Source organism: Streptosporangium sp. NPDC050148, from assembly GCF_055586505.1.
In genome coordinates this window covers 39914-60938 of record NZ_JBVJIA010000003.1, presented here as the reverse complement: position 1 = coordinate 60938, position 21025 = coordinate 39914, and the positions used below count along the sequence as shown (strand labels likewise).

16 protein-coding genes and 1 pseudogene are annotated in these 21025 nt (G+C 64.6%); 13 read left to right on the top strand and 4 right to left on the bottom strand.

Translation table 11 applies throughout. The features are described from left to right. The first annotated feature begins 8 nt into the window (after positions 1 to 8). The 5 genes from nuoL to ACZ6RT_RS03785 all read left to right on the top strand — a co-directional run bounded on the left by nuoL (position 9) and on the right by ACZ6RT_RS03785 (position 6510). A complete protein-coding gene (nuoL, locus tag ACZ6RT_RS03805; protein WP_470152291.1) occupies positions 9 to 1871 on the top strand; it encodes an NADH-quinone oxidoreductase subunit L in 1863 nt (620 codons plus the stop codon). Next, positions 1871 to 3421, top strand: coding sequence for an NADH-quinone oxidoreductase subunit M (locus ACZ6RT_RS03800; protein ID WP_470152165.1), 1551 nt, complete (start codon positions 1871 to 1873; stop codon positions 3419 to 3421). Before nuoL ends, ACZ6RT_RS03800 begins: the two co-directional genes overlap by 1 nt. Beyond that, entirely contained in the window at positions 3418 to 4968 is a 1551-nt protein-coding gene (gene nuoN, locus ACZ6RT_RS03795) for an NADH-quinone oxidoreductase subunit NuoN (RefSeq protein ID WP_399185385.1), read from the top strand. Before ACZ6RT_RS03800 ends, nuoN begins: the two co-directional genes overlap by 4 nt. Before the next feature lie 14 nt (positions 4969 to 4982). After that, complete coding sequence (locus ACZ6RT_RS03790; RefSeq protein WP_470152164.1) at positions 4983 to 5978, top strand: polyprenyl synthetase family protein; 996 nt, start codon at positions 4983 to 4985, stop codon at positions 5976 to 5978. A gap of 130 nt (positions 5979 to 6108) precedes the next feature. Further along, entirely contained in the window at positions 6109 to 6510 is a 402-nt protein-coding gene (locus tag ACZ6RT_RS03785; RefSeq protein ID WP_470152163.1) for a MarR family winged helix-turn-helix transcriptional regulator, read from the top strand. Positions 6511 to 6667: 157 nt separating this feature from the next. Here the strand turns inward: ACZ6RT_RS03785 and rarD are convergent, their stop codons facing one another. Then, entirely contained in the window at positions 6668 to 7585 is a 918-nt protein-coding gene (gene rarD / locus ACZ6RT_RS03780; protein WP_470152162.1) for an EamA family transporter RarD, read from the bottom strand. Positions 7586 to 7721: 136 nt separating this feature from the next. On the opposite strand from rarD, the gene msrA reads away from it, so the two are divergent. Further along, positions 7722 to 8408, top strand: coding sequence for a peptide-methionine (S)-S-oxide reductase MsrA (msrA, locus tag ACZ6RT_RS03775; RefSeq protein WP_470152161.1), 687 nt, complete (start codon positions 7722 to 7724; stop codon positions 8406 to 8408). A 29-nt stretch (positions 8409 to 8437) separates the two neighbouring features. Here the strand turns inward: msrA and ACZ6RT_RS03770 are convergent, their stop codons facing one another. After that, positions 8438 to 8689 (bottom strand): GntR family transcriptional regulator, encoded by a 252-nt coding sequence (locus tag ACZ6RT_RS03770; protein ID WP_470152160.1) that lies wholly within the window; start codon positions 8687 to 8689, stop codon positions 8438 to 8440. An 87-nt stretch (positions 8690 to 8776) separates the two neighbouring features. On the opposite strand from ACZ6RT_RS03770, the gene ACZ6RT_RS03765 reads away from it, so the two are divergent. The 5 genes and pseudogenes from ACZ6RT_RS03765 to ACZ6RT_RS03745 form a co-directional block, all read left to right on the top strand. Next, positions 8777 to 9007 carry a hypothetical protein gene (locus ACZ6RT_RS03765; protein WP_470152159.1) on the top strand — a complete coding sequence of 77 codons (231 nt, stop codon included), beginning with the start codon at positions 8777 to 8779 and terminating at the stop codon, positions 9005 to 9007. Next, complete coding sequence (locus ACZ6RT_RS03760) at positions 9004 to 9336, top strand: hypothetical protein (RefSeq protein ID WP_470152158.1); 333 nt, start codon at positions 9004 to 9006, stop codon at positions 9334 to 9336. The genes ACZ6RT_RS03765 and ACZ6RT_RS03760 overlap by 4 nt, the downstream gene beginning before the upstream one ends. A 269-nt stretch (positions 9337 to 9605) precedes the next feature. Beyond that, positions 9606 to 10061 carry a hypothetical protein gene (locus tag ACZ6RT_RS03755; protein ID WP_470152157.1) on the top strand — a complete coding sequence of 152 codons (456 nt, stop codon included), beginning with the start codon at positions 9606 to 9608 and terminating at the stop codon, positions 10059 to 10061. Between the two features lie 432 nt (positions 10062 to 10493). Next, positions 10494 to 11420 carry a permease-like cell division protein FtsX gene (locus ACZ6RT_RS03750; protein ID WP_470152156.1) on the top strand — a complete coding sequence of 309 codons (927 nt, stop codon included), beginning with the start codon at positions 10494 to 10496 and terminating at the stop codon, positions 11418 to 11420. 891 nt (positions 11421 to 12311) lie between these two features. Continuing rightward, positions 12312 to 12554, top strand: a pseudogene (locus tag ACZ6RT_RS03745) (putative dsRNA-binding protein); the annotation flags it as partial. A 796-nt stretch (positions 12555 to 13350) separates the two neighbouring features. Here the strand turns inward: ACZ6RT_RS03745 and ACZ6RT_RS03740 are convergent. After that, positions 13351 to 14856: a hypothetical protein gene (locus ACZ6RT_RS03740; protein WP_470152155.1), complete on the bottom strand. Its 1506-nt coding sequence runs from the start codon at positions 14854 to 14856 to the stop codon at positions 13351 to 13353. 511 nt (positions 14857 to 15367) lie between these two features. Then, positions 15368 to 16804 (bottom strand): SNIPE associated domain-containing protein, encoded by a 1437-nt coding sequence (locus ACZ6RT_RS03735; protein ID WP_470152290.1) that lies wholly within the window; start codon positions 16802 to 16804, stop codon positions 15368 to 15370. 364 nt (positions 16805 to 17168) lie between these two features. Here ACZ6RT_RS03735 and ACZ6RT_RS03730 point away from each other — a divergent pair, with 364 nt between their 5' ends. Both ACZ6RT_RS03730 and ACZ6RT_RS03725 read left to right on the top strand, forming a co-directional pair. Then, the gene (locus ACZ6RT_RS03730) at positions 17169 to 18986 is read left to right on the top strand and encodes a serine/threonine protein kinase (protein WP_470152154.1); all 1818 of its coding nucleotides are present in this window, start codon (positions 17169 to 17171) and stop codon (positions 18984 to 18986) included. Positions 18987 to 19776: 790 nt separating this feature from the next. After that, positions 19777 to 20991 (top strand): ATP-binding protein, encoded by a 1215-nt coding sequence (locus tag ACZ6RT_RS03725; protein ID WP_470152153.1) that lies wholly within the window; start codon positions 19777 to 19779, stop codon positions 20989 to 20991. Positions 20992 to 21025: the final 34 nt, after the last annotated feature.

Here is a 21025-nt window from a genome sequence, read left to right as displayed (position 1 = left end):
CCTGGCTCATGATCGCGCTCCCGTTGCTCGGCGCCGCGGTCCTGTTGCTGCTCGGGCGCCGCTCCGACCGCTGGGGGCACCTCCTCGGCGTCGCGATGTCCCTGGGCGCCTTCGCGGTGGCCGTCGCCGTCTTCCTCCAGCTGCTCGGCCTCAACCCCGAGCAGCGCCGCCAGGGCGTCCCGCTGTACGAGTTCATCCCCGGCATCGCCGACATGGGGCTGCTGATCGACCCGCTGTCGATCAGCTTCGCGCTGCTGATCACCGGTGTGGGATCGCTGATCCACATCTACTCGATCGGTTACATGTCGCACGACCACGACCGGCGCAGGTTCTTCGCGTACCTGAACCTGTTCGTCGCGGCGATGCTGCTGCTGGTGCTGGCCGACAACTACATCGCCCTGTTCATCGGCTGGGAGGGCGTGGGCCTGGCCTCGTACCTGCTGATCGGGTTCTGGTACGTCAGGCCGCGCGCGGCCACCGCCGCCAAGAAGGCGTTCGTCGTCAACCGCGTCGGTGACTTCGGCCTCCTGATCGCGATCTTCACGATCTTCACGGTGTTCGGCACGGTCGACTTCCAGTCGCTCACCAAGGTGGCCGTCGGCGGGGCGATGCAGGCCGGCGCGGTCTCGCAGACCACGGTCACCGCGATCGGCCTGCTGCTGCTGCTCGGCGCCTGCGGCAAGTCGGCCCAGCTGCCGCTGCAGTCCTGGCTGCTGGACGCCATGGAGGGCCCGACCCCGGTCTCGGCCCTCATCCACGCCGCGACCATGGTCACAGCGGGCGTCTACCTCGTGGTCCGCTCCGGCGCGTTCTTCGAGAACGCCCCGACCGCGCAGCTCGTCGTGACGATCGTCGGTGTGGCCACGCTGCTCGCCGGTGCGATCATCGGTTGCGCCAAGGACGACATCAAGAAGGGCCTGGCCGGCTCGACGATGTCGCAGATCGGCTACATGATGCTCGCCGCGGGCCTCGGCCCGGTGGGCTACGCGTTCGCCATCGCGCACCTGATCACGCACGGCTTCTTCAAGGCCAACATGTTCCTCGGTGCCGGCTCGGTCATGCACGGCATGAACGACGAGGTCGACATGCGCAGGTACGGCGGGCTGTTCCCGATGATGAAGGTCACCGCGATCACGTTCATCATCGGCTACCTCGCGATCATCGGCTTCCCGCTGCTGTCCGGTTACTTCACCAAGGACGGCATCATCGAGACGGCCATGCACCACAACGCGATCCTGGGCTGGCTCGCGGTGCTGGGCGCCGGCATCACCGGCTTCTACATGTCGCGGATGGTCTTCATGACCTTCTTCGGCAAGCGGCGCTGGGCCGACGACGCCCACCCGCACGAGTCGCCCGCCGTGATGACGATCCCGCTGGTCGTGCTCTCCATCGGCTCGATCTTCCTGGGCGCCTTCCTGATCCTGGGCAACCGGTTCATGCTGTTCATCGCCCCGGCCGTCGGCCGTCCCAAGGACCTGCCCGCGTTCCACGCCCTCAGCGTCCCCGGCCTGGCCACGCTCGCGCTGGTCGCCGTCGGTGCCGCGTTCGCCTGGTTCCGCTACGGCGCCGCCGAGGTGCCCGCGCTCGCCCCGCGCGGCTCGTTCCTCACCACGTTCGCCCGTCGTGACCTCTACGGCGACACGCTGAACGAGGCGCTGTTCATGCGCCCGGGCCAGTGGCTCACCCGGATCGCGGTGTTCTTCGACAACCGCGGCATCGACGGTGTGGTCAACGGCCTGGCGGCGGGGATCGGCGGCTCCTCCGGCCGGCTGCGCCGCATCCAGACCGGCTACGTACGGTCCTACGCGTTGTCCATCCTCTTCGGTGCCGCCGTGGTCGTTGGCGCGCTGCTCTACGTAGGGAACATGTGATGCCCTGGCTCTCGACCCTGATGGCCGTGCCCGTTCTGGGCGCGGTGGGTGTCTCCCTTGTCAAGAGTGACAAGCTCGCCAAGCAGCTGGCCATGGTGGTCTCGCTGGTCGTGCTGGCGCTGACCGTCGCCGTCGCCGTGCAGTTCAACCCCACCTCGCAGACCCGCTTCCAGTTCGCCGAGGTCTACGACTGGATCCCGCGCTTCGGCGTGCACTACGGCGTCGGCGTGGACGGCATCGCGCTGGTGCTGATCGCGCTCTCGGCGGTGCTGGTGCCGATCGTGATCCTCGCCTCCTGGCACGACGCCGACGGCACGGTCGTGACGGTGCCGGGCGAGGAGCCCAGGACCGTGACGCCGAAGCGGTCGGTGAAGACCTACTTCGCGCTGCTGCTGGTGCTGGAAGCGATGATGATCGGTGTCTTCGCGGCCACCGACGTCTTCCTGTTCTACGTCTTCTTCGAAGCCATGCTGATCCCGATGTACTTCATGATCGGGTCGTACGGCGGGGCGCAGCGGTCCTACGCGGCCGTGAAGTTCCTGCTCTACTCGCTCTTCGGCGGGCTGCTCATGCTGGTCGCGGTGATCGCCCTCTACGTGGTCGCCGCCAAGGGCACCTTCATGTTCCCCGAGCTCATCGGGGCCGTGCAGGACCCGACCACGCAGAAGTGGCTCTTCGCGGGCTTCTTCATCGCCTTCGCCGTCAAGGCGCCGCTGTGGCCGTTCCACACCTGGCTGCCCGACGCCGCCGCGCAGGCCCCGGCCGGCGCCGCGGTGCTGCTGGTGGGCGTGCTGGACAAGGTCGGCACGTACGGCATGCTCCGCTTCTGCCTGGAGCTGTTCCCCGGGGCGTCGAAGTTCTTCACCCCGCTGGTGATCGTGCTCTCGGTCGTCGGCATCGTCTACGGCGCGATCGTGGCCATCGGCCAGACCGACATGAAGCGCCTGATCGCCTACACCTCGATCTCGCACTTCGGCTTCATCGCGCTGGGCGTGTTCGCGATGACCAGGGACGGCGGCAGCGGTGCCACCCTCTACATGGTCAACCACGGCTTCTCCACGGGCGCGCTGTTCCTGATCGCGGGCTTCCTGATCTACCGCCGGGGCTCCAGCAGGATCGCCGACTACGGGGGCGTGCAGAAGGTCGCCCCGGTGCTCGCCGGCACCTTCCTGATCGCCGGCCTGTCCGGGCTCTCGCTGCCCGGCCTGTCGACGTTCGTCAGCGAGTTCATGGTCCTGCTCGGCACCTACGAGCGGTACGCGATCCCGGCGATCATCGGGACGACCGGCGTGATCCTGGCGGCCGTCTACATCCTGTGGATGTACCAGCGCACGATGAACGGGCCGACGGCCGAGTCGGTCGCGACCCTGCCCGACCTCGACCGGCGTGAGAAGTGGGTGATGGCGCCGCTGATCGCGGTGATCCTCATCCTGGGCTTCTTCCCCAAGCCGATGCTCGATGTGATCAATCCCGCGGTGGACAAGACGCTCTCCAGCGTCGGCGTCGAACCGTTCACCCCCGCCGTGGCGGAGAAGGGGGCCGGTCAGTGAACGGCACCATCCAAGCCCCGACGATCGAATACGCGCTGCTCTCACCGATGCTGCTCGTGTTCGGCGCGGCGATCGTCGGTGTGCTCGTCGAGGCGTTCGCGCCCCGGTACCTGCGCAAGTCGATCCACGTGCCGCTCACCCTGCTCGCCCTGTTCGGCGCGTTCGTGACGACCGTGCTGGCCGCCCGCGGCGGCCTGCCGGACGCCCCGGCGGCCATGGGCGCGGTCGCGGTGGACGGGCCCTCCCTGTTCATCTGGGGCGTCATCCTCATCCTGGCCCTGGTCAGCACCCTCCTGATCAACGAGGAGGACCAGTTCGTCGCGCAGGCGGCGGCCGTGCCGGGAAGCCCGGACGAGGAGGAGGCGATCCTCGGCGGGTACGCCCAGACCGAGGTCTACCCGCTGCTGCTGTTCTCGGTGGGCGGCATGCTGCTGTTCGCCGCCGCCAACGACCTGCTGGTCATGTTCGTCGGCCTGGAGGTCCTGTCCCTGCCGCTGTACCTGCTGTGCGGCCTGGCCCGCCGTCGCCGCCTGCTCTCGCAGGAGGCCTCGGTCAAGTACTTCCTGCTGGGCGCGTTCTCCTCGGCCTTCTTCCTGTACGGGACGGCCCTGGTCTACGGCTACGCCGGTTCGGTGGACCTCGCCGCCGTCAACACCGCGCTCGGCAGGGTCAGCGGCCAGGAGACGCTGCTGCTGATCGGCACCGCGATGCTCGGCATCGGCCTGTTCTTCAAGATCGGCGCCGCGCCCTTCCAGGCATGGAAGCCCGACGTGTACCAGGGCGCGCCCACCGCGGTGACCGCCCTGATGGCCTCCACCGTGCTGGTGGCCGCCTTCGGCGCGCTGCTGCGGGTCTTCTGGGTCGCCCTGGGCGGCCTCCAGTGGAACTGGCAGCCGATCATGTGGGGTGTCGCGATCCTCACGATGGTCGTCGGCGCGATCCTCGCGATCACCCAGACCGAGATCAAGCGGATGCTGGCGTACTCCTCGATCGCGCACGCGGGCTTCCTGCTCACCGGTGTCGTCGCGATCGGCGCCGCCGAGCAGAACGCCCAGGCCCTGTCGGCCATCCTGTTCTACCTGGCCGCGTACGGCTTCACCACGGTGGGCGCCTTCGCGGTCGTCACCATGGTCCGCGACGCGGGCGGCGAGGCGGGGCACCTGTCGCGCTGGGCCGGTCTGGGCAAGCGGTCCCCGGTCCTGGCCGGCATCTTCGCGTTCTTCCTGCTGGCCTTCGCGGGCATCCCGCTCACGAGCGGCTTCTTCGGCAAGTACGCGGTGTTCTCGGCCGCGGTCGCCGGGGACGCGCTGCCGCTGGTCGTCGTGGGCGTGGTCACCTCGGCCGTCGCCGCGTTCTTCTACGTCCGCGTGATCGTGCTGATGTTCTTCAACGAGCCCTCCGCCGACGGGCCGTCCATCGCGGCGCCCACGGTGGGGACCTCGGCTGTGGTGGCCCTGGCGGCAGCGGCTACGGTAGTGCTCGGGGTCTTCCCGCAGCCGGTGCTCGATCTCGCGGATCAGGCTGCGTCCGCGCTGTTCATTCGCTAGAGGAGTAATGGTCCATGGCTGCGCCACCGGTTGTTGATCTTCCGTTCGTCGACGAGCGGCTGGCGCAGGATGTCGCGACAGGGCTGGCGGAGGTCGAGAAGCTGCTGCGGTCCTCGGTGCAGAGCGACGACGCCTTCGTCACGGAGGCGTCCAAGCACCTCATCGAGGCGGGCGGCAAGCGGTTCCGCGCCATGCTGGTCCTGCTCGCCGCCCAGTTCGGTTCGCCCGGCGCCCCGGGCGTGGTGCCCGGGGCGGTGGTGATCGAGCTGACCCACCTGGCGACGCTCTACCACGACGACGTGATGGACGAGGCCCGGGTCCGCCGGGGGTCCCCGTCGGCGAACGCCCGCTGGGACAACACCGTGGCGATCCTGACCGGTGACTACCTGTTCGCCCAGGCCTCGGAGATCCTCGCCGACCTCGGCGCCGACATCATCAGGATCCAGGCCCAGACCTTCTCCCGCCTGGTACGCGGCCAGATCCGCGAGACCATCGGCCCCCGTCCCGGTGAGGACCCGGTGGCCCACTACATCGGGGTGCTGGCCGACAAGACCGGTTCGCTGATCGCCACCTCCGGCCGGTTCGGGGCCCTGCTCAGCGGGGCCTCGCCCGACGTGGTCGAGCGCGTCACCCGGGCGTGCGAGGCCATCGGGGTCGCCTGGCAGCTCAGCGACGACCTGCTGGACGTCGCCGCCGAGTCGGTCGAGTCGGGCAAGACGCCCGGCACCGACCTGCGCGAGGGCATCCGGACCCTCCCCGTGCTCTACGTGCTGGCCTCCGACGGCCCCGAGAGCGCCCGCCTGCGTGAGCTGCTGGCCGGGCCGGTGGCCGAGGGGGACGTCGAGGAGACCCTGCGCCTGCTCCGCGCCGACCCCGCCATGGAGCGGGCCCGCGCCGAGCTGCTCGCCTGGACCGACCGGGCCCGGCAGGACCTGGCGGGCCTTCCCGACATCCCGGCGCGCGCCGCCTACCTGGCCCTGTGCGACTACGTGGTGGAGCGTTCGGGCTGACACGTCGTCCCTCCGGGCCGGGCGGTGGTCCGGCCCACAGGGGAGTCGCCGGATCGCTACATGCCTGTGCAAGCAAATGTTGCACGTGCATGTAGACTCCTGTTGGATAGGAAATCCAGGAGGAATCACCATGTCGTGGGACCATTTCGCCCTCTTGCACGCCCGGGTGGAGGCGGAGCTGGCCAAGGCGCTCCAGCGAGGGCACGGCCTCGGCCTCTCGGAGTACCGTGCCCTGGGACGGCTCGCCACCGCTCCCAAGGGCTGCATGCGCATGCAGGAGCTCGCCGAGGCCGTGGGCCTCAACCAGAGCTCGGTGACACGCCTGGTCGCACGCCTCGAAGAGGCCGGGATGACCCGGCGCGACCTCTGCTCGGACGACCGCCGGGGCGTCTACTCGCTGATCACCGACGAGGGACGCGCCCGCCTGGCCGACGCGACGCCCACCTACGAGCGCTCGCTGTCCTCGGCACTGGAGCAGGCCGGCATCGACCCCGTCCTCACCCCGCTGGTCCACGCCGTACGCGGCTCCTGAGGGCGTCGCCTTCGGGGGCCGGGTCTCTCTCGCGGGGCCGGGTCTTCCGGGGCGGGGGCTTATGGAGGAGAGGGCTTCCGGGAGCGGAGCCTCCCGAGGACGAAGGCCCGTGAGGGCGAGACGCGTTCGAGGGCGGTGTCCCGCCCCGGGGCGCCGGTCAGGTGCCCGCGGTCACCGGTGTGGCGATCGCCGCCTGACGGGCCCGTCCGGCCGCGCGGAGGCTGTCCCAGGTGAAGACCGACAGTGCCAGCCAGATGATGACGAACCCCACCCAGCGGCTGGGCGGCATCACCTCACGCGCCACCAGAACCCCGCACAGGAACTGCAGGATCGGGGCGATGTACTGCAGCAGGCCGATCGTGGTGAGCGGCACCCGGATCGCGGCGGCGGTGAAGCACAGCAGCGGAACGGCGGTGACCACCCCCGCCCCGGCCAGCAGCAGCGCGTGCCCCGCCCCCCACTGCCCGAACGAGCTCGTCCCCTGCTGCCCCAGATAGGCCAGGTAGCCCAGCGCGGGCAGCAGCAGCACCAGCGTCTCGACCGTCATGCTCTCCGCGGACCCCACCCCGGCGATCTTCTTGATCAGCCCGTAGGTGCCGAAGCTGGCGGCCAGCACCAGCGCGATCCAGGGGAGACGCCCGTAGTCGATGGTCAGGACGACCACCGCCACCGTGCCCAGCCCCACCGCGACCCACTGCCACGGCCGCAGCCGCTCCTTCAGCAGGAAGACACCGAAGACCACGCTGACCAGCGGGTTGATGAAGTAACCCAGGGCGCTCTCGACCACGTGCCCGGTGTTGACGGCGTAGATGTAGACGCCCCAGTTGAGCGTGATGACCGCCGCGGCCAGCGCGAGCAGGCCGAGCTTCGCCGGGGTGCGCAGCAGCTCGCGGAACCAGGACCAATGACGGCGTACCGCCAGGATGACCACGACCGCCACCAGGGACCAGGCGATACGGTGGGCCAGGATCTCCAGGGCGTCCGACGGTTTCAGCAGGGGCCAGTAGAGCGGGAACAGGCCCCACATGGTGTAGGCGGCGACACCGTACAGAACTCCCCGACGTGCTTCAGGCATGACCCCCATCTTCGCTGCTTACATGATTTAACGCAATTTAGTAGTGCTTTTCCGGTTGTTAAGCGTTCCTTACGGGAACATCGGCGGGCCTCCGCCGGTTGCCACCTGGTGAGAACGCGTCAGAGGAGGTCTCACGATGGGCTGGCTGTTCGGCAACAAGACCACGATGGTGTCCCCGGAGAACGCGCTCCCGGGCCGCCCTGCACCGATCACGGTGCCCGGCCGCCACGCGGTCCTCGATGCCCCGCTCGCCCCGCCGTACCCCGAGGGAAGCGAGATCGCCGACTTCGGACTCGGCTGTTTCTGGGGCGCCGAGCGCATCTTCTGGCAGACCCCGGGTGTGATCACCACCTCGGTCGGCTACGGGGGCGGCCACACGCCGAACCCGACCTACGAGGAGGTCTGCACCGGCCGGACCGGCCACACCGAGCTCGTCCGCGTCGTCTTCGACCCCACCAGGGTGTCGTACGAGGAGCTGCTCCGCGTCTTCTGGGAGGCGCACGACCCCACCCAGGGCATGCGCCAGGGCAACGACGTCGGCACGCAGTACCGCTCGGCGATCTACTTCCACTCGCCCGAGCAGGAGAAGTCGGCCCTGACCTCGCGTGACGCCTACCAGAAGGTGCTCACCGACTCCGGCTACGACCCCATCACCACGGAGATCGCCCCGGCCGGGGAGTACTTCTTCGCGGAGGAGTATCACCAGCAGTATTTGTTCAAGGTCCCGAACGGCTACTGCGGGATCGGCGGTACCAACGTCAAGCTGGGTGACCCGTCCGAGTGGGGCGCCTGCCAGACGGGCCTGACCAGCTCGGAGCAGTAAGCACGTAGGGAGGAGACCCTCGTACGGCTTCAGGGCCGTTCGGGGGTCTCGTTCGTTTCTGGGGCGACGAAGGATCCCATGCCGGGCGTGGTGACGATGAGCCCTTCCTCGCGGAGCCTGGCGGTCACCTTGCGGATGGTCACGCGGGCGACGCCGAACTCGACTTCGAGCTTCACCTCGGAGATGAGGGACCGAGGTGGGTATTCGCCTGATTCGATGCGTGCGCGTACGACCTCGTAGATCTGCACCCACTTGGGTCGTGTCGGGTCGTAATCGATCATGTGAGCAACTGTAGGTAGCCACATACGGCCAGTCATAGAAGCTCATAGCTATAGACAGGCATATACAGGGTCGGTAGCGTTTTACGCATGACGACGCTTGAGGAACTGGCAGCCCGCTTCCCCGAGTGGGCGATCTGGCGCAGCCGGACCGACAGCGGGGCGGGCGACTGGTACGCGACACGACGGGCCTACCGGATCAGCCAGACCGAGATCAACGCCGGCGTCTGCATGACGGTGACCGCTGCGACCCTGGAAGCGCTCGACTCTGTCCTTGCCGAGCAGGCTGAACGCCAGGCCGCCGTAACGCCTCTGCGATGACGGCGGTGGACCCGGCACTGCTTGCCTGGTGTGACGATGCGGACGACTCCTCGGACTCGACCTGTCCGGGCATCGCCGTCCACCCTGGCCGCGCATTACCCAACCGCACCGCCCTGATCTGGCATCCGCAGCCGCGCGGGCCATACCGGGTGATCGACTACACCTGCTGCTGCCAGGCGGTCTACTACGAACTGATCAGCGTCGGCGGCATCTACCAGATCCACAAGGTCATCCAGTCTGACCCACCGGGACACCTTTACACGGGTGGCTGGAACAGGACGCATGCCGCCGTGTGGTGGATGCAGATCCTCATCGGCGCCGCTCGATGAGTGCCTGATTGCACACGGAAGCTGGCCACGATGTGAGGGGCTCCTCGCCCTGCTTGCGTGGTAGATGCGGGTCGGTGGCGTGTGTTCGTGTCCAGCTCGAAAACGTCCACCGGCGTCCGTAGGTGTCAAAAAGCCCTGCTCAGAACCGTCCCGCACTTGATCGTCTTCTGTAGATGTCCACTCGCGTCCAGGGACGGTGTTAGCACTTCCGTTAGCAAGGTCACGCACGGCGTGCAGGCTCTGTCGGACCCGGTCGATACTCTCCCGCCATGACGGTTCCCGAGGTCATCCCCATCGGCTACGAACCCGAGTATCGCACCGGCGACATCGGCCACTGGGACGGTGGTCAGTTCCTCGGCTCCGTCGTTGCCGCCTTCCCTGAGGGTTACACGCACACCGACGATTGGCAGGCGCACAAGCACTGGTATGCCGTCCTGCACACCTTCGATGCCGCCGGCCACCATCTCGGCTCCCGCGTCGAGTGCACCGGGACCGACGACGATCACTGGGCTGCCGTCACCGCCGCACGCGACCGGTTGAACGAGTGGTTCGGCGCGCTCCCCGGGCTCCGCTTCGGCGACATCGCCATCCGCCCCTTCCGCCACGACGTCGACGGCGTGCTCTTCGGCCTCGTCGTCGAGACCTTCGAAGGCACCGAACACGCCGAGCTCTACCCGAACACCATCGGCTTCTACGAACCCTGGGACGGCTCGTACAGCACCTGACCACCAAATCCGTAGGGAAGGGCAGATGCCTCGTCAGCGGCGTCTCGCCCTGCTCAGGTGGTGGTTGCGGGTCGGTGGAGGGCGATCCTGTAAGGCGGTGTTGCTGTATCGACTGCTGTACACCACCTCCGTCGACGCAACCATGGACAGAGCCGTCGGCCGCGGAACCGCTCGGGACGGGCCAGGAACGCCGCCTTCAGCGTGGCGACCCGCCGGACATGGATCTCGGCTCTCTCTGTCATGCTCCTGAGAGAGGGGAGCGCTTCATGCCTCTGAGTTGTTCACAAGGGGCCTGCCGTGGCTTTGAATCCAAAGATCATTCACGCATATCCCATAGAGGCTGAATCAGCATTGCCCCCTCCCGGTCTTCTCCGTGCCGTTGTCCTTCGTTCAGGGAAGGGGATACACGGCGGCCTGCCCGGAGGACTTGCCGTGGAAAAGAAAGATCGACATATTTGGGCGGTGGAATCGGACAAGATGTCTTCTGAACCCAGGGTACGCGGATCCCGGGCCGGTATCCGCGGCATTGTGCTCGCGGTCGTCGCCACCGTCGCCGCCGTGATGTTGAGTGAAGCGGTCGGCGCCGCGAACGAGCACCCCGCCCGCGTCCTTGCTCAAGCGTCTCCGCCGGTCGAGCCCTGGGCCAGTGGGCAGAAGTTGTCCCCGCCACCGGACGGGCCCTGGCCGCAGGGCGCGGAGTTCACTCTCTTCCTGTGCGGGTCTGATGATCCGTTCGACAACTGTCGCAAGCGGGCGATCACCGCGAAGCAGCGGCGCACGCTCCGGGCGAGCCTGGAGGCGATGCCGCAGGTAACGGATGTGAGGTTCGAGTCCCGTACGCAGGCGTGGAAAAATTTCAAAGAGCGCACCGATGACGAGACTCTGACCTCGGCGATAGAGCCGAGTGACATGCCGGAGTCGTTCAGGGGCATGCTCCGGCGGCGGGCTGACGTTGTGCCCTTCCGGACTGTAGCGAAGAGAACACCAGGTGTGTCCAATGTCTTTGTCCAAGGTCTTCGTTTCTGGAAGGGCAAGGCGGACGTCAGCGTCACACTGTGCGGAGGAGAAAAACCGTATGACGGCCCTTGCGCCAAGCGCGGGTCCGTCACCCGGCAGGAGAAGGCCACGATCGAAGGCCGGCTGAGCGGCATGCGGCAGGTCCAGCAGATCTACGTTGAGGATGCCGCGCACGCCAAACGGGTGTTCGAGTACTTCTGGATGAACGGGAAGTTCAGAACTTCAATGTTCCCGGAGAGTTACTACATCAGGCTCACGGATCCTGATGACGCGCGGAGGGTGATCGAGGCCGTCAAGGACATGCCTGGTGTCCAGGGAGCCTACGCCGTCGACACCGATTGATCCGCGCAGGAACCAAGTTTCATGAGCCTCTGTACATCGAGATCTGATCCGTGATGGCGACTGACCTGCGGTGATCTTCTGAAAGGCGTTCTGAGCTGGACTTTTGGTGTTCGCTGGTTCTCATCGTTTCGCGCTGCTTCTCGTGTTCATGTGCCCTAAGTGTGCCCTGTGCTCCCCGATCTGGAGGGCCGCCACCGCCCGGGCCCGGCCGTGCGAAAACCGCTCGATCATGAGGCTGAGCGATGGCTACGCTGGCGAGTATCTCGCATCACCTGTCGCTGTCTTCTGTGCTCGTACGGAGCAGGGACGAAACAAGGCAGGAGGCCGGTTCCGTGGCTATCCCCAAAAAGGGCTCCAGGCCAATCAGCGTCGACGGCACCGCCTATCGCTGGCGGATCCGCCACAAGCCCACGTATTCCCAGGGAAACAGTTGGGGTCCGTTGACCTACGCGGTGGAGCTGGCTGAGGGGCGAGGGCGGGTTCTCCTGGTGGAGCTCCCCTGCTCTCGACCGGACGCCTGGCTCGGGGAGCGAGCGATGACTGTACGGCCGGCTCTCGTGGCGGCGACTATACGGAGAGCCCTTGACCGTGGCTGGGATCCATCGCAAGCGGGTAGCGCCTTCACCTTCAACCTCAACGAGGATGAGCTGAGCGATGTGATGAACGGCCATCCGCCCTCTCATAAAATCACCTTTAGACCCCTTTGGCCGATTTAAAGGACATCCGCTTTAGGAGAGCGAGGATCCCTAACGTAGCTCGCATGTCCTGACGTGCACGGATCCTTAATGGGGCGAGCACGGGAGGCTTGGTCATCCCGTGCATGTCCCGCGAGTCGCGGAGCCGGAGCGTTCCGCGTTCGCCGGAGGTGACGAGCAACGCACTCGCGAGAACATATCGGATTCGGCCTCGCTCGGCGCCGGGCTCGACTGGAAGACCTCGCTGCAGGAGCTCACCGCCTCGGAGTCGCTCGGCGTGCCCGAGTACCACGTCGAGGAGAGCGGGCCCGACCACGCCAAGTCCTTCACCGCGGTCGTCCGCGTCGGCGGCGAGGCATACGGCTCAGGGTCCGGACGCTCGAAGAAGGAAGCCGAGCAGCGGGCCGCCGAGGCCGCGTGGACTTTCCTGCGAGAGCGCCGGAGCGAGGGCGATCACGTTTCACGGGACTCGCCGCCGCCGACCGCGGAGCAGCCACAGCCCGCGATGGAGGTCGCACTGCGTGATGCGACCAGCAACCACGCGAAGTACGGCTTGGCGGTGAATCCAGAGCTCATGCCCGTAACGATCTATCTCGCGGATGAGTCCGGCAGCTTCATCGCAGAGGATGCTGCGAGGGAGATCTTTCGCGCGTTCGGCCTTGATGAGGTCGGGCGCGAGCCGACCGTCCGCGGTTCGTGGCTCCAGTCGATCTTCGCCAGGGGTAGGGATCTGGCCACTCCCGAGACCGGGAAAGAGATCGGCAGCGAACTGCGACGAGCCGCGGAGCCGCATAGGATACACGCGGTTCAGGCTGAGGTTGACGAGAGGAAGTGCGCCGCGGCTGCCGGGCTGATCACTGCTCTCGACAGCCAGCCGCGAGCCGCCGTCATGATCGAATCGATCTTGATGCTCAAGGACGGCGAGATGCTTACCGTCCGAGAACTCACGCAGCGAGAGCTGATCCATCTGGAGCGCAATCCGCTGCTACTTCGGGACCCGAGCGCTCTCCTCCTCGCTTTCCAAAGCATTCCCGATGAAGAACCGCCCCGCATCGGAGGAGTGTCTTAACCAAGCGACAGGCGCCCAAAGCTCCTTGATAAGGGGTGGATTCTCGGCTCGGCGGGTGCCAACGAACCATCCGCCCAGGCCATGTGATCGATCATCGATCAGAGGCCGCTGGCGGTCCCACCGCCCGCATCTTCGCTGTTCACGTGGACGGCGGATGGCGTATCGATCAGCACCGGTCCCAGCGACGGAATGAAGCGAGTTGAACGTCGTCCTCTTTCACGGTCAGGGCGCCGTCGGCCCTATCCCAGAGAGCAGCCCGGCCGTTCGCGTCTCCGAACAGCACCAGAGGACGGCTCGGAACAGGTGCCGTGCCCTTGAAGGCGATTTTCTCGTTGACGGGTACAAGACAGACTGCCCTCGGCTCGATCCCGTGGAAGGCTTTCGTTGTTCCCGTGGCCCGCAGTTCTCGTAAAGCAATGGTGCCACTCCGGGCTCCCTCTCGTATCCCGAGGACGCAGGGAAAAAGAACCGCGACCGTCAATGCGAACAGCGTGACGAATGTGACCATCCAGAGAGGAACGATCAGGTTCACGTGATAGCCCCATCCGAGAATCGCCAGGGAGGCCAGGGCCAGCAGCAGCGTGAGACCGGTCAAGGACCATGACGGTCGCAATGCCTGCCACCACGGCAGCTCGATGTCATTCGCGCCAAGGCCGAACATGCTGAGATAGGTCTCGTACGTCAGCTGCCCGTAGACCATGGGCAGCGGTATCGCGATGGTCACCAGCATGGGCAACAGCCACGAGAGGGCGACTTTCAGCGACGTGTAATGGAAGAAGTGGCGAACTCCGGAGACGATGGCGGGCGTCACCAACACCAGACCGGCCAGAGGAATGGCGTCGGGGGGCGGATCCGTGGCGAGGATCCACCCCAAGAACGCCATCACCGGAGGGAGCGTGCAGCCCAGCAGCCAGGAGCGCGTTAACCACCTGCAGGGAATGACCGACGCGACCACGAGTACGAGCGCGACAGCGGCCCACGATTGGCTCGACCATGTTTGCCCCAGGATCACACCGCCCGCCAAAGGCGCGAGCAGGGAGAGCGCACCGCCAGTGGCGATCGTCGCCGAACGCGGCGGCTTCGCCGAGCGATGTTTCGCCTCCAAGCGCCGCAGCTCATCCTCGGAGCTCTCGCCCACCGCTTTGCGCACCAGCAGCGTGCGGCCGTTGAATTCCGCGGTGCGACTGCTCGCGAGGGCCTCCGCATCGGCCACGGACTGCGCATGGATTTCGCCGTTGACCGAGCGTCCCGTCAAGGAGTCAAAAAGTCTGTAGCGGGCGTCAAAGGTTCCCGGCGGTCGACGAAGGTGAGTCCACCTGATGCGAACGGAGATTCCATCCTGGATGCAGGAGCGCAGCAGGTGGCTCCTTCCCGCACTGAGCGCTCCGATGTGCGATCCGGCGATCGGCACGTCGGCCTGAAACCGCGACCCGTCTGTGGAGCGACGTACTCTCCACCCGCGCGACCCGCACATCAAAGGCACCAGCTCGGCATCCTCGGCCGGGATTTCGAACTCCACTCGCACCGTGTGGTCGTATGGGTGCGGCGCACTGGCCTCGACCCAGGATTCCCAGATCGTCTCGTATGGAACAACAAGCTTTTTCGCCGGTTTGACCTTACGGTTTCGAACGGCCAGCACAACAACCAGCACAAAAAAATTCCAGACAGCCACCTCAGGAGTGTCAAGCGGAGGCGCCAAGGACCGGCGCCGTTCTTCGCAACCTTCATCGAATCGTGAGACTGGACAAGGCCGGGAGCACGCCGGTTCAGCGGGAGCGAAGCCGTGTGTTGTGATGTGACATGGTCATATGGATCCTGTGGACCAAGCCGCCGCTGCGGGAGCCTCCCAAGTGAACCGTAGTATCAACGGCGGGTGAAAACTGACCCCGTGGCGACGACCGCTGGAATTTCCCCTAGAACCCGCCCGACGCCAGGGGGTCAAGATTCAGGCGTCGTTGACAGTCTGATCAGGGCTTCACCGCAGGTCAGAGACGGAAAGGGCGGACGAGTCGGCCTGTAGGCCGGGTTCTAATCCGGCGTGCTCACGACCTGCACCCCGGTTAGCGTCCTGCCTTCTGGCCTGCGGGAATGCTGCCGTCTTTTGACGTTGTTCTCCGTCGCTTTCCAACGTCATGTGCCCCCAATGTGCCCTCGGGGCATGCCGGTCAGATGCACGGTTAGGCTCAGCCCGCTGCCGCCTTGGCGTGAACCGACTGGTGCCACTCCAAGGCCTCGGGAGCGTCCCGGTACTCCAAAAGATGCTGGCCCGCGATCTTCTGCAACAGGTCTCTGACATCGGCGGGCGTGGCGTGGAAGAACTCCCGACGGAGGTTGACCTTGTTGACGCGCCGGTCGTTCAACGCGGCGTGCAGCCGCCCTTCAAGCCCGACCGCGTCGTCACTGAAGATCAACGCGTGCGTGTCGAACTTGAACGGCACCGAGGCATCGCCCAACTCTCGAACGCGATCCTCGGGCTCCAGGCGACGGGTCATGCCGATCTTGACGACGTCCTCGCCGAACGCGCCGATGTTGGAGATCACGTACACGTAGCCGGCCCGGACATTGGCCTCTCGCGCTTCGACGTCACTGACCGCCGCGCCGATCTCCTCCAGCTTCGCCTTGAGTTCCTCCGCCCCGGCTTCATCCCCCTTGGCCAGCAGCTTCGACAGCGCGGAGCGGTAATGGGATTCCTCTTTGCGGAGCCTGGCCTTCTCCCTCTCGAACTCTCGTCGTGCGGCTTCCTCCTCGCGCTGCTGCTCCCGCTGAGCACGAGTACGTTCCTTCTCCTCCTCCTGCTTGGCCAAGTAGTCCGCGGTCAACTCCAGCTCGTAGACCCGCAACCGGTGGTAATCGCCGCTGACGTGGATGCTCATCGTCTTGCCAAGCTTGACGATCATCTCCACCGCCTTCTCCAGACGATCGACAGCTGATTGCAGCTTGTACGGGCGCATCGTGCGCACGCAGTTGTCGGCCTCGGCGTTGTAGGCACGCAGCATCAGCTTGGAGAAGTCGCGCACCATCCGGCGCCCCTCGGCCGCCGACCCGTTGACCTGCCAATTGGTGGAGCCCAGCACCGCCTTGCCGTCCTTGGACAACTCCTTGATGCGTGCCTTGACCTGCGCCAGCCGCTCCTTGTATGCCACCGCGTCACTCAACGGGTGCCGGTATTCATAGACGCCGGCCTCTTGCAACAGCACGGTCTCCTCGGTCTGCACGATCAGCTGCTCAACCTCACGAAGACGCCGCGTGGCATCCGCCACAGCCGTCTGTAGTCCCTGATGCTCGACATGCAGCGCCTCGGTCATCGCGGAGACGCGCATAGCGTCCAGACCACCCAGCCGGTCGATCCACGTGCGCAACTCGGCGTTCTCCGCCTCCAGCTTCTTCTTGCCGCCGAACAGCCCCCCGCCGCTGCGCTCCGGTACCGCTGGAACGGGAACTGGAGCGGGCTGCGACTGAACAGGAAGTGCAGGAGGCGCAGGCGACGGCTGTACAGGAACCCAGAACTCCCAGCCAGGTGGCGCCGGAGGCCATGACGGATTCGGCTGCCATCCCTCCGGGGGTCGCCAGCCCATAGGAGGAACCGGCCATCCAGGGGGTGAATTGAACCGGTACTCCATCGTCACGCCCTCCTCCACCACGTGCGCCGTCGCGGCACATGTCACAAGAAGACAGCCATCTTGGCTCATTGGTTTACAACAGCCTCAATAATTCGCAGGCATGCCCTCCAACGGCAGATGCCAGGCAGAAAGGATCGGATAAGAATCCCTCCAGGCTTGACCGGTGAGCTGCAGAGAGTCACGAAAGCACGCGCAAAATAGGATGATCGCGGACTTTTGGTGCAAAAACAGCAAAGTGCGTAGCAAATTTATATAAGTCTCATCGTTCCCGCTCGACACGAGAGAGTCGGATGGGATAAAACACGACTGGACTTTTCCCGCGACTGGCCGGCACTCGCCGTGCTTCCCTCCTGAACGGAGCCCGGTGAACCAGCACATGCCGGCAACCGCTGCTCTCCAGCCGCTCACCGCCGAGGATCCGCTGCAGATCGGTCCGTACCGCCTGGTAGGACGTCTCGGAGCTGGCGGTATGGGGGTCGTCTTCGCGGGCATTGACAATCGCGGGGTTCGCGTAGCCGTCAAACTCATTCATGCTTCATACGCGAGCGACCCGGAGTTCCGCGCACGATTCGCTCGGGAGATCTCCGTTCTCGGCCGCGTCAACGGCGCCTGCACCGCGCGCATCCTTGACTCTGACGGGAACGCGGCTCGGCCATGGCTGGCTGCCGAATACGTGCCAGGGCCAACGCTTGAGGGTCATGTCAGGATTCACGGGACGCTCCAGGATGACGCGTTGTTCGGGCTGGCAGCCGGGCTCGCCGAAGCATTGGTGGCCGTGCACGCGGCAGGCGTGGTTCATCGTGACATCAAGCCATCGAACGTCATCCTCTCGCCGAGCGGCCCCAAGCTCGTCGACTTCGGCATCGCCCGCGCACTCGACGCGAGCGTTATGACCCGCACCGGCACTCTCGTCGGATCGCCGGGATGGGTGAGCCCCGAGGAGTACAACGACGCACCGGCCGGGCCACCCGCCGATGTCTACGGCTGGGCGATGCTGGTCGTATACGCGGCTACCGGCGTTCCACCGTACGGGGCCGGGCGTCCGGAGGTCCTGGCCCTCAAAGTGCTGAATGAAACCATCGACACCTCGGCGCTCCCCGACCTTCTACGTGATCCGGTCACCAAAGCACTGGCCAAGCTCCCTGAAACACGCCCTTCATCGCGCGAGCTGCTGGACATGGCCGCTGAAGCCTGGCGAGCGCGCCAGGGAACCCAGACGATCGACAGTTTCGATGCGGCCGACAGTGTCACGGTTCGGTTGGACCGAACATGGGTTCTCCCCGTCCAGGATCTAAGCTGGCCTGTCTTACCGGCTATAACACGGAAAGCCTCGAAGAGTCGTCGAACAGGTGCGGCGATAGCGATCGCCGTTGGACTCGCGGCGATCATCGCACTGAAGGTGCTACCGGGCGATACAGATGAGCGGAAGCAGCAGTTCGACGTCGCCGCCGCCCCGACCAGCCATCCGAGTTCAATGAACGCAAACCTCACATCGACACCCACCGCTACAGCAGCCGTGAAGACCGAGGCTTCGCCGCCCAAACCAGCCCCGCCGCCGCGCACGGTTACAGAGCTGGCCGCCGCGATCGAGCTCGCCCTGGAGACCACTCCGGCGGGAACATTCAGCTTCGAGGGAGGATTCACTCAGAGCAACGCCGGCGGAATAGCCACCGGACAATTTATGAATCATCTGGCGTACGACGATCTCGATGTGAAGATCAAGTCTTATGAGGACTTTAGTCGTCGTTATGTAGTCGTGAGCAAGACGGTCTATCCCAAAAATCAGGGTTCAGACGGATCACCCATTGAGAGCCTAAATTCGACCAACCCGGACTGGTATGGGCTTGTCGTTGCCGGTACGGCCGGACCGTCGATCATCCGGGAGGTCGTGGCCAACTCCGCTCGATTGAAGCATAAGGGGCGCAACTACTCCGGGACCCTCGCCATCGAGGACACCAACGGCTCGCTTCGACAGTTGCTCAACTCGTGGACGGGCGGCGACGTCACCAAGATGAATGCCGACTCATACATCACTTTTAAACTCATCATCGACAATGAGGATCGACCAAAGAAGTTCGAAATCGCCTGGTGTGTACCAATAACCGACGTAGAGATCTACAAATCCGTCTTTACGACAACATACAAGAACTGGACAACTAGCCACAAGATCAAAAAATCGTAGCGGTGACTGATGCACTGATCATGGTCCAGCCGAGTGAGCAGGATGGTGTGCCGCCACTGTTGAGCCGGTGGACAGGTCTTGCAGAGAGCGCTTCGATCAGGCTGCCACCACGCAAGGCCCTTCAAGTTCCGCAGCCACAATCGACAACCGCTTTAGGAAGGCGGTGGTGCTGGCACCCATATACGGTCTGCTACCTGCGGGAACGTCCTTACATTAACTCGATGGCCACAAAATCATCCCAGGAGTATCCCGCGTCTTGGTGAGCCTGTATCGTCGTCGCCAACTCTTGTATGGGAGTCCACCCTGACCTTCTCGCCTCTGGCGCCGGGCGCTCAATAGATCCGCAGGACCGTCTCATCCGAGGTAGCCCGGGTTGGTTTGGCACTGTGGTCTGTTCCGAAGGTGCATGGGCGCCCATACGGTGTGCAAATATCCTCCACCCTCCATTTCCGGGGCTACGGACAACCCGGGGAAGGGCTCCGGCTGGGACCGCGGCCCCCGCACCACTCGCCGGGCTAGCTACCTCTGCTCAGTTAGCCAGCCGAGGCCATCGCCCGTGCAACTTGCTCAGGCCGGATGCCGGGCAGGTAGGGCAGGACCGCGCCCGAGAGCGCCGGGGGATCTCTGGCAACAACGTGAGCTGTATGAGCACCACGAGGAATAACTCACAGTATCCAGTACAGGGCCCCACCATAGCGCCGTCCCACGTTCTGTTTCAGTTCTCTAACTTCTGGAGGATCGCTTCAGAAGACCGCCATGTCTTCCAAGTCGAAGCATCTAGGATGCTTGAGTGGCGTCGGAGGAAGATTTCAGCGGATGGGGCAGACTGGCCCGCGTACGACGAGTTGTCGCTGATGGGTACCGAGTCTACGTCGATATCTCCACAGGCCAAACCGGCTGGATTGACACAAGCGAACCTGTCGATTTTGAACCTGGAGATACTGTTCTACTTGGATCGAATCGCGAAATTGAGCTAGTTCCGAAAGAAGTATGGTCTGAAGATTCATGGGTTGCCGTAGTACGGATTAAGAATTCAGATAAGACGGTGGTGGAGTCTGGAGGAAACGCAAGAATTATCCCTACTCGGAACGACATAGAATATCAACCAGGAAACACCGTCGAGGTCACAACGGCTGGCGTTCAGTCGGTGTTATCGGAACGGCCGATCAGGATGTTTGACTTGCCGGAAGTGGATGATTCTTTCGTAGAGCCGTATATCTACGATGTTTCAAAAATTACTGAAGAGTTCAGCGATTTCGCCGGCTTGCAGGAGGTGATCACTCGCGCGAAACGCCTGATAGAGGTTCCCCTCCGACACGCAGATGAGCTAGCGGAGATCGGAGCTAGAAGAGTTAAAGGTGTCTTGTTCACTGGAGACCCTGGCACTGGAAAGACAATGCTTGCGCGGATCATCGCACGTGAGAGCGGCGCTACCTTCTATCAAATTAGCGGTCCTGAAGTAGTCAGCAAGTGGCATGGCCAGACTGAAGATATCCTGCGCCGACTATTTGCTCATGCAGAACGCCAGGAACGCGCGATAATTTTTTTTGATGAGATCGACAGTATCGCTTCACAGCGAGATGAAGATGCGCATGAAGCCTCGAAGCGGACCGTCGCTCAACTCCTCACGCTAATGGATGGATTCAACGCAAGCAACGTTGTAGTGATCGCTACAACCAACCGTCCGCAAGACATCGATCGTGCTTTGCTAAGGCCTGGTCGCTTCGACTGGGAGATCACCTTCCCACTTCCGGACCGAAATGATCGCGAGGCGATTCTCCGGGCGGGAGCGCGGCGAGTCAAAACGCATGGCGATCTTCCGTTCCAAGAGATTGCCGACAGGACTGACGCGTGGTCGCCGGCTGAATTAATGCTCATATGGGCAGAGGCAGCTTTGCTTGCAGTGACCGATGGACGTCGTGTGATCATGTGGGAAGATTGTGTTGGAGGTTTCGAGCGCGCATCAACCCAAAGAGCTCGGCCGGTGGATGCTCCACCCAGTTAAGGTAAATGATGATATTTAGAAGAGTCCTTGCAAG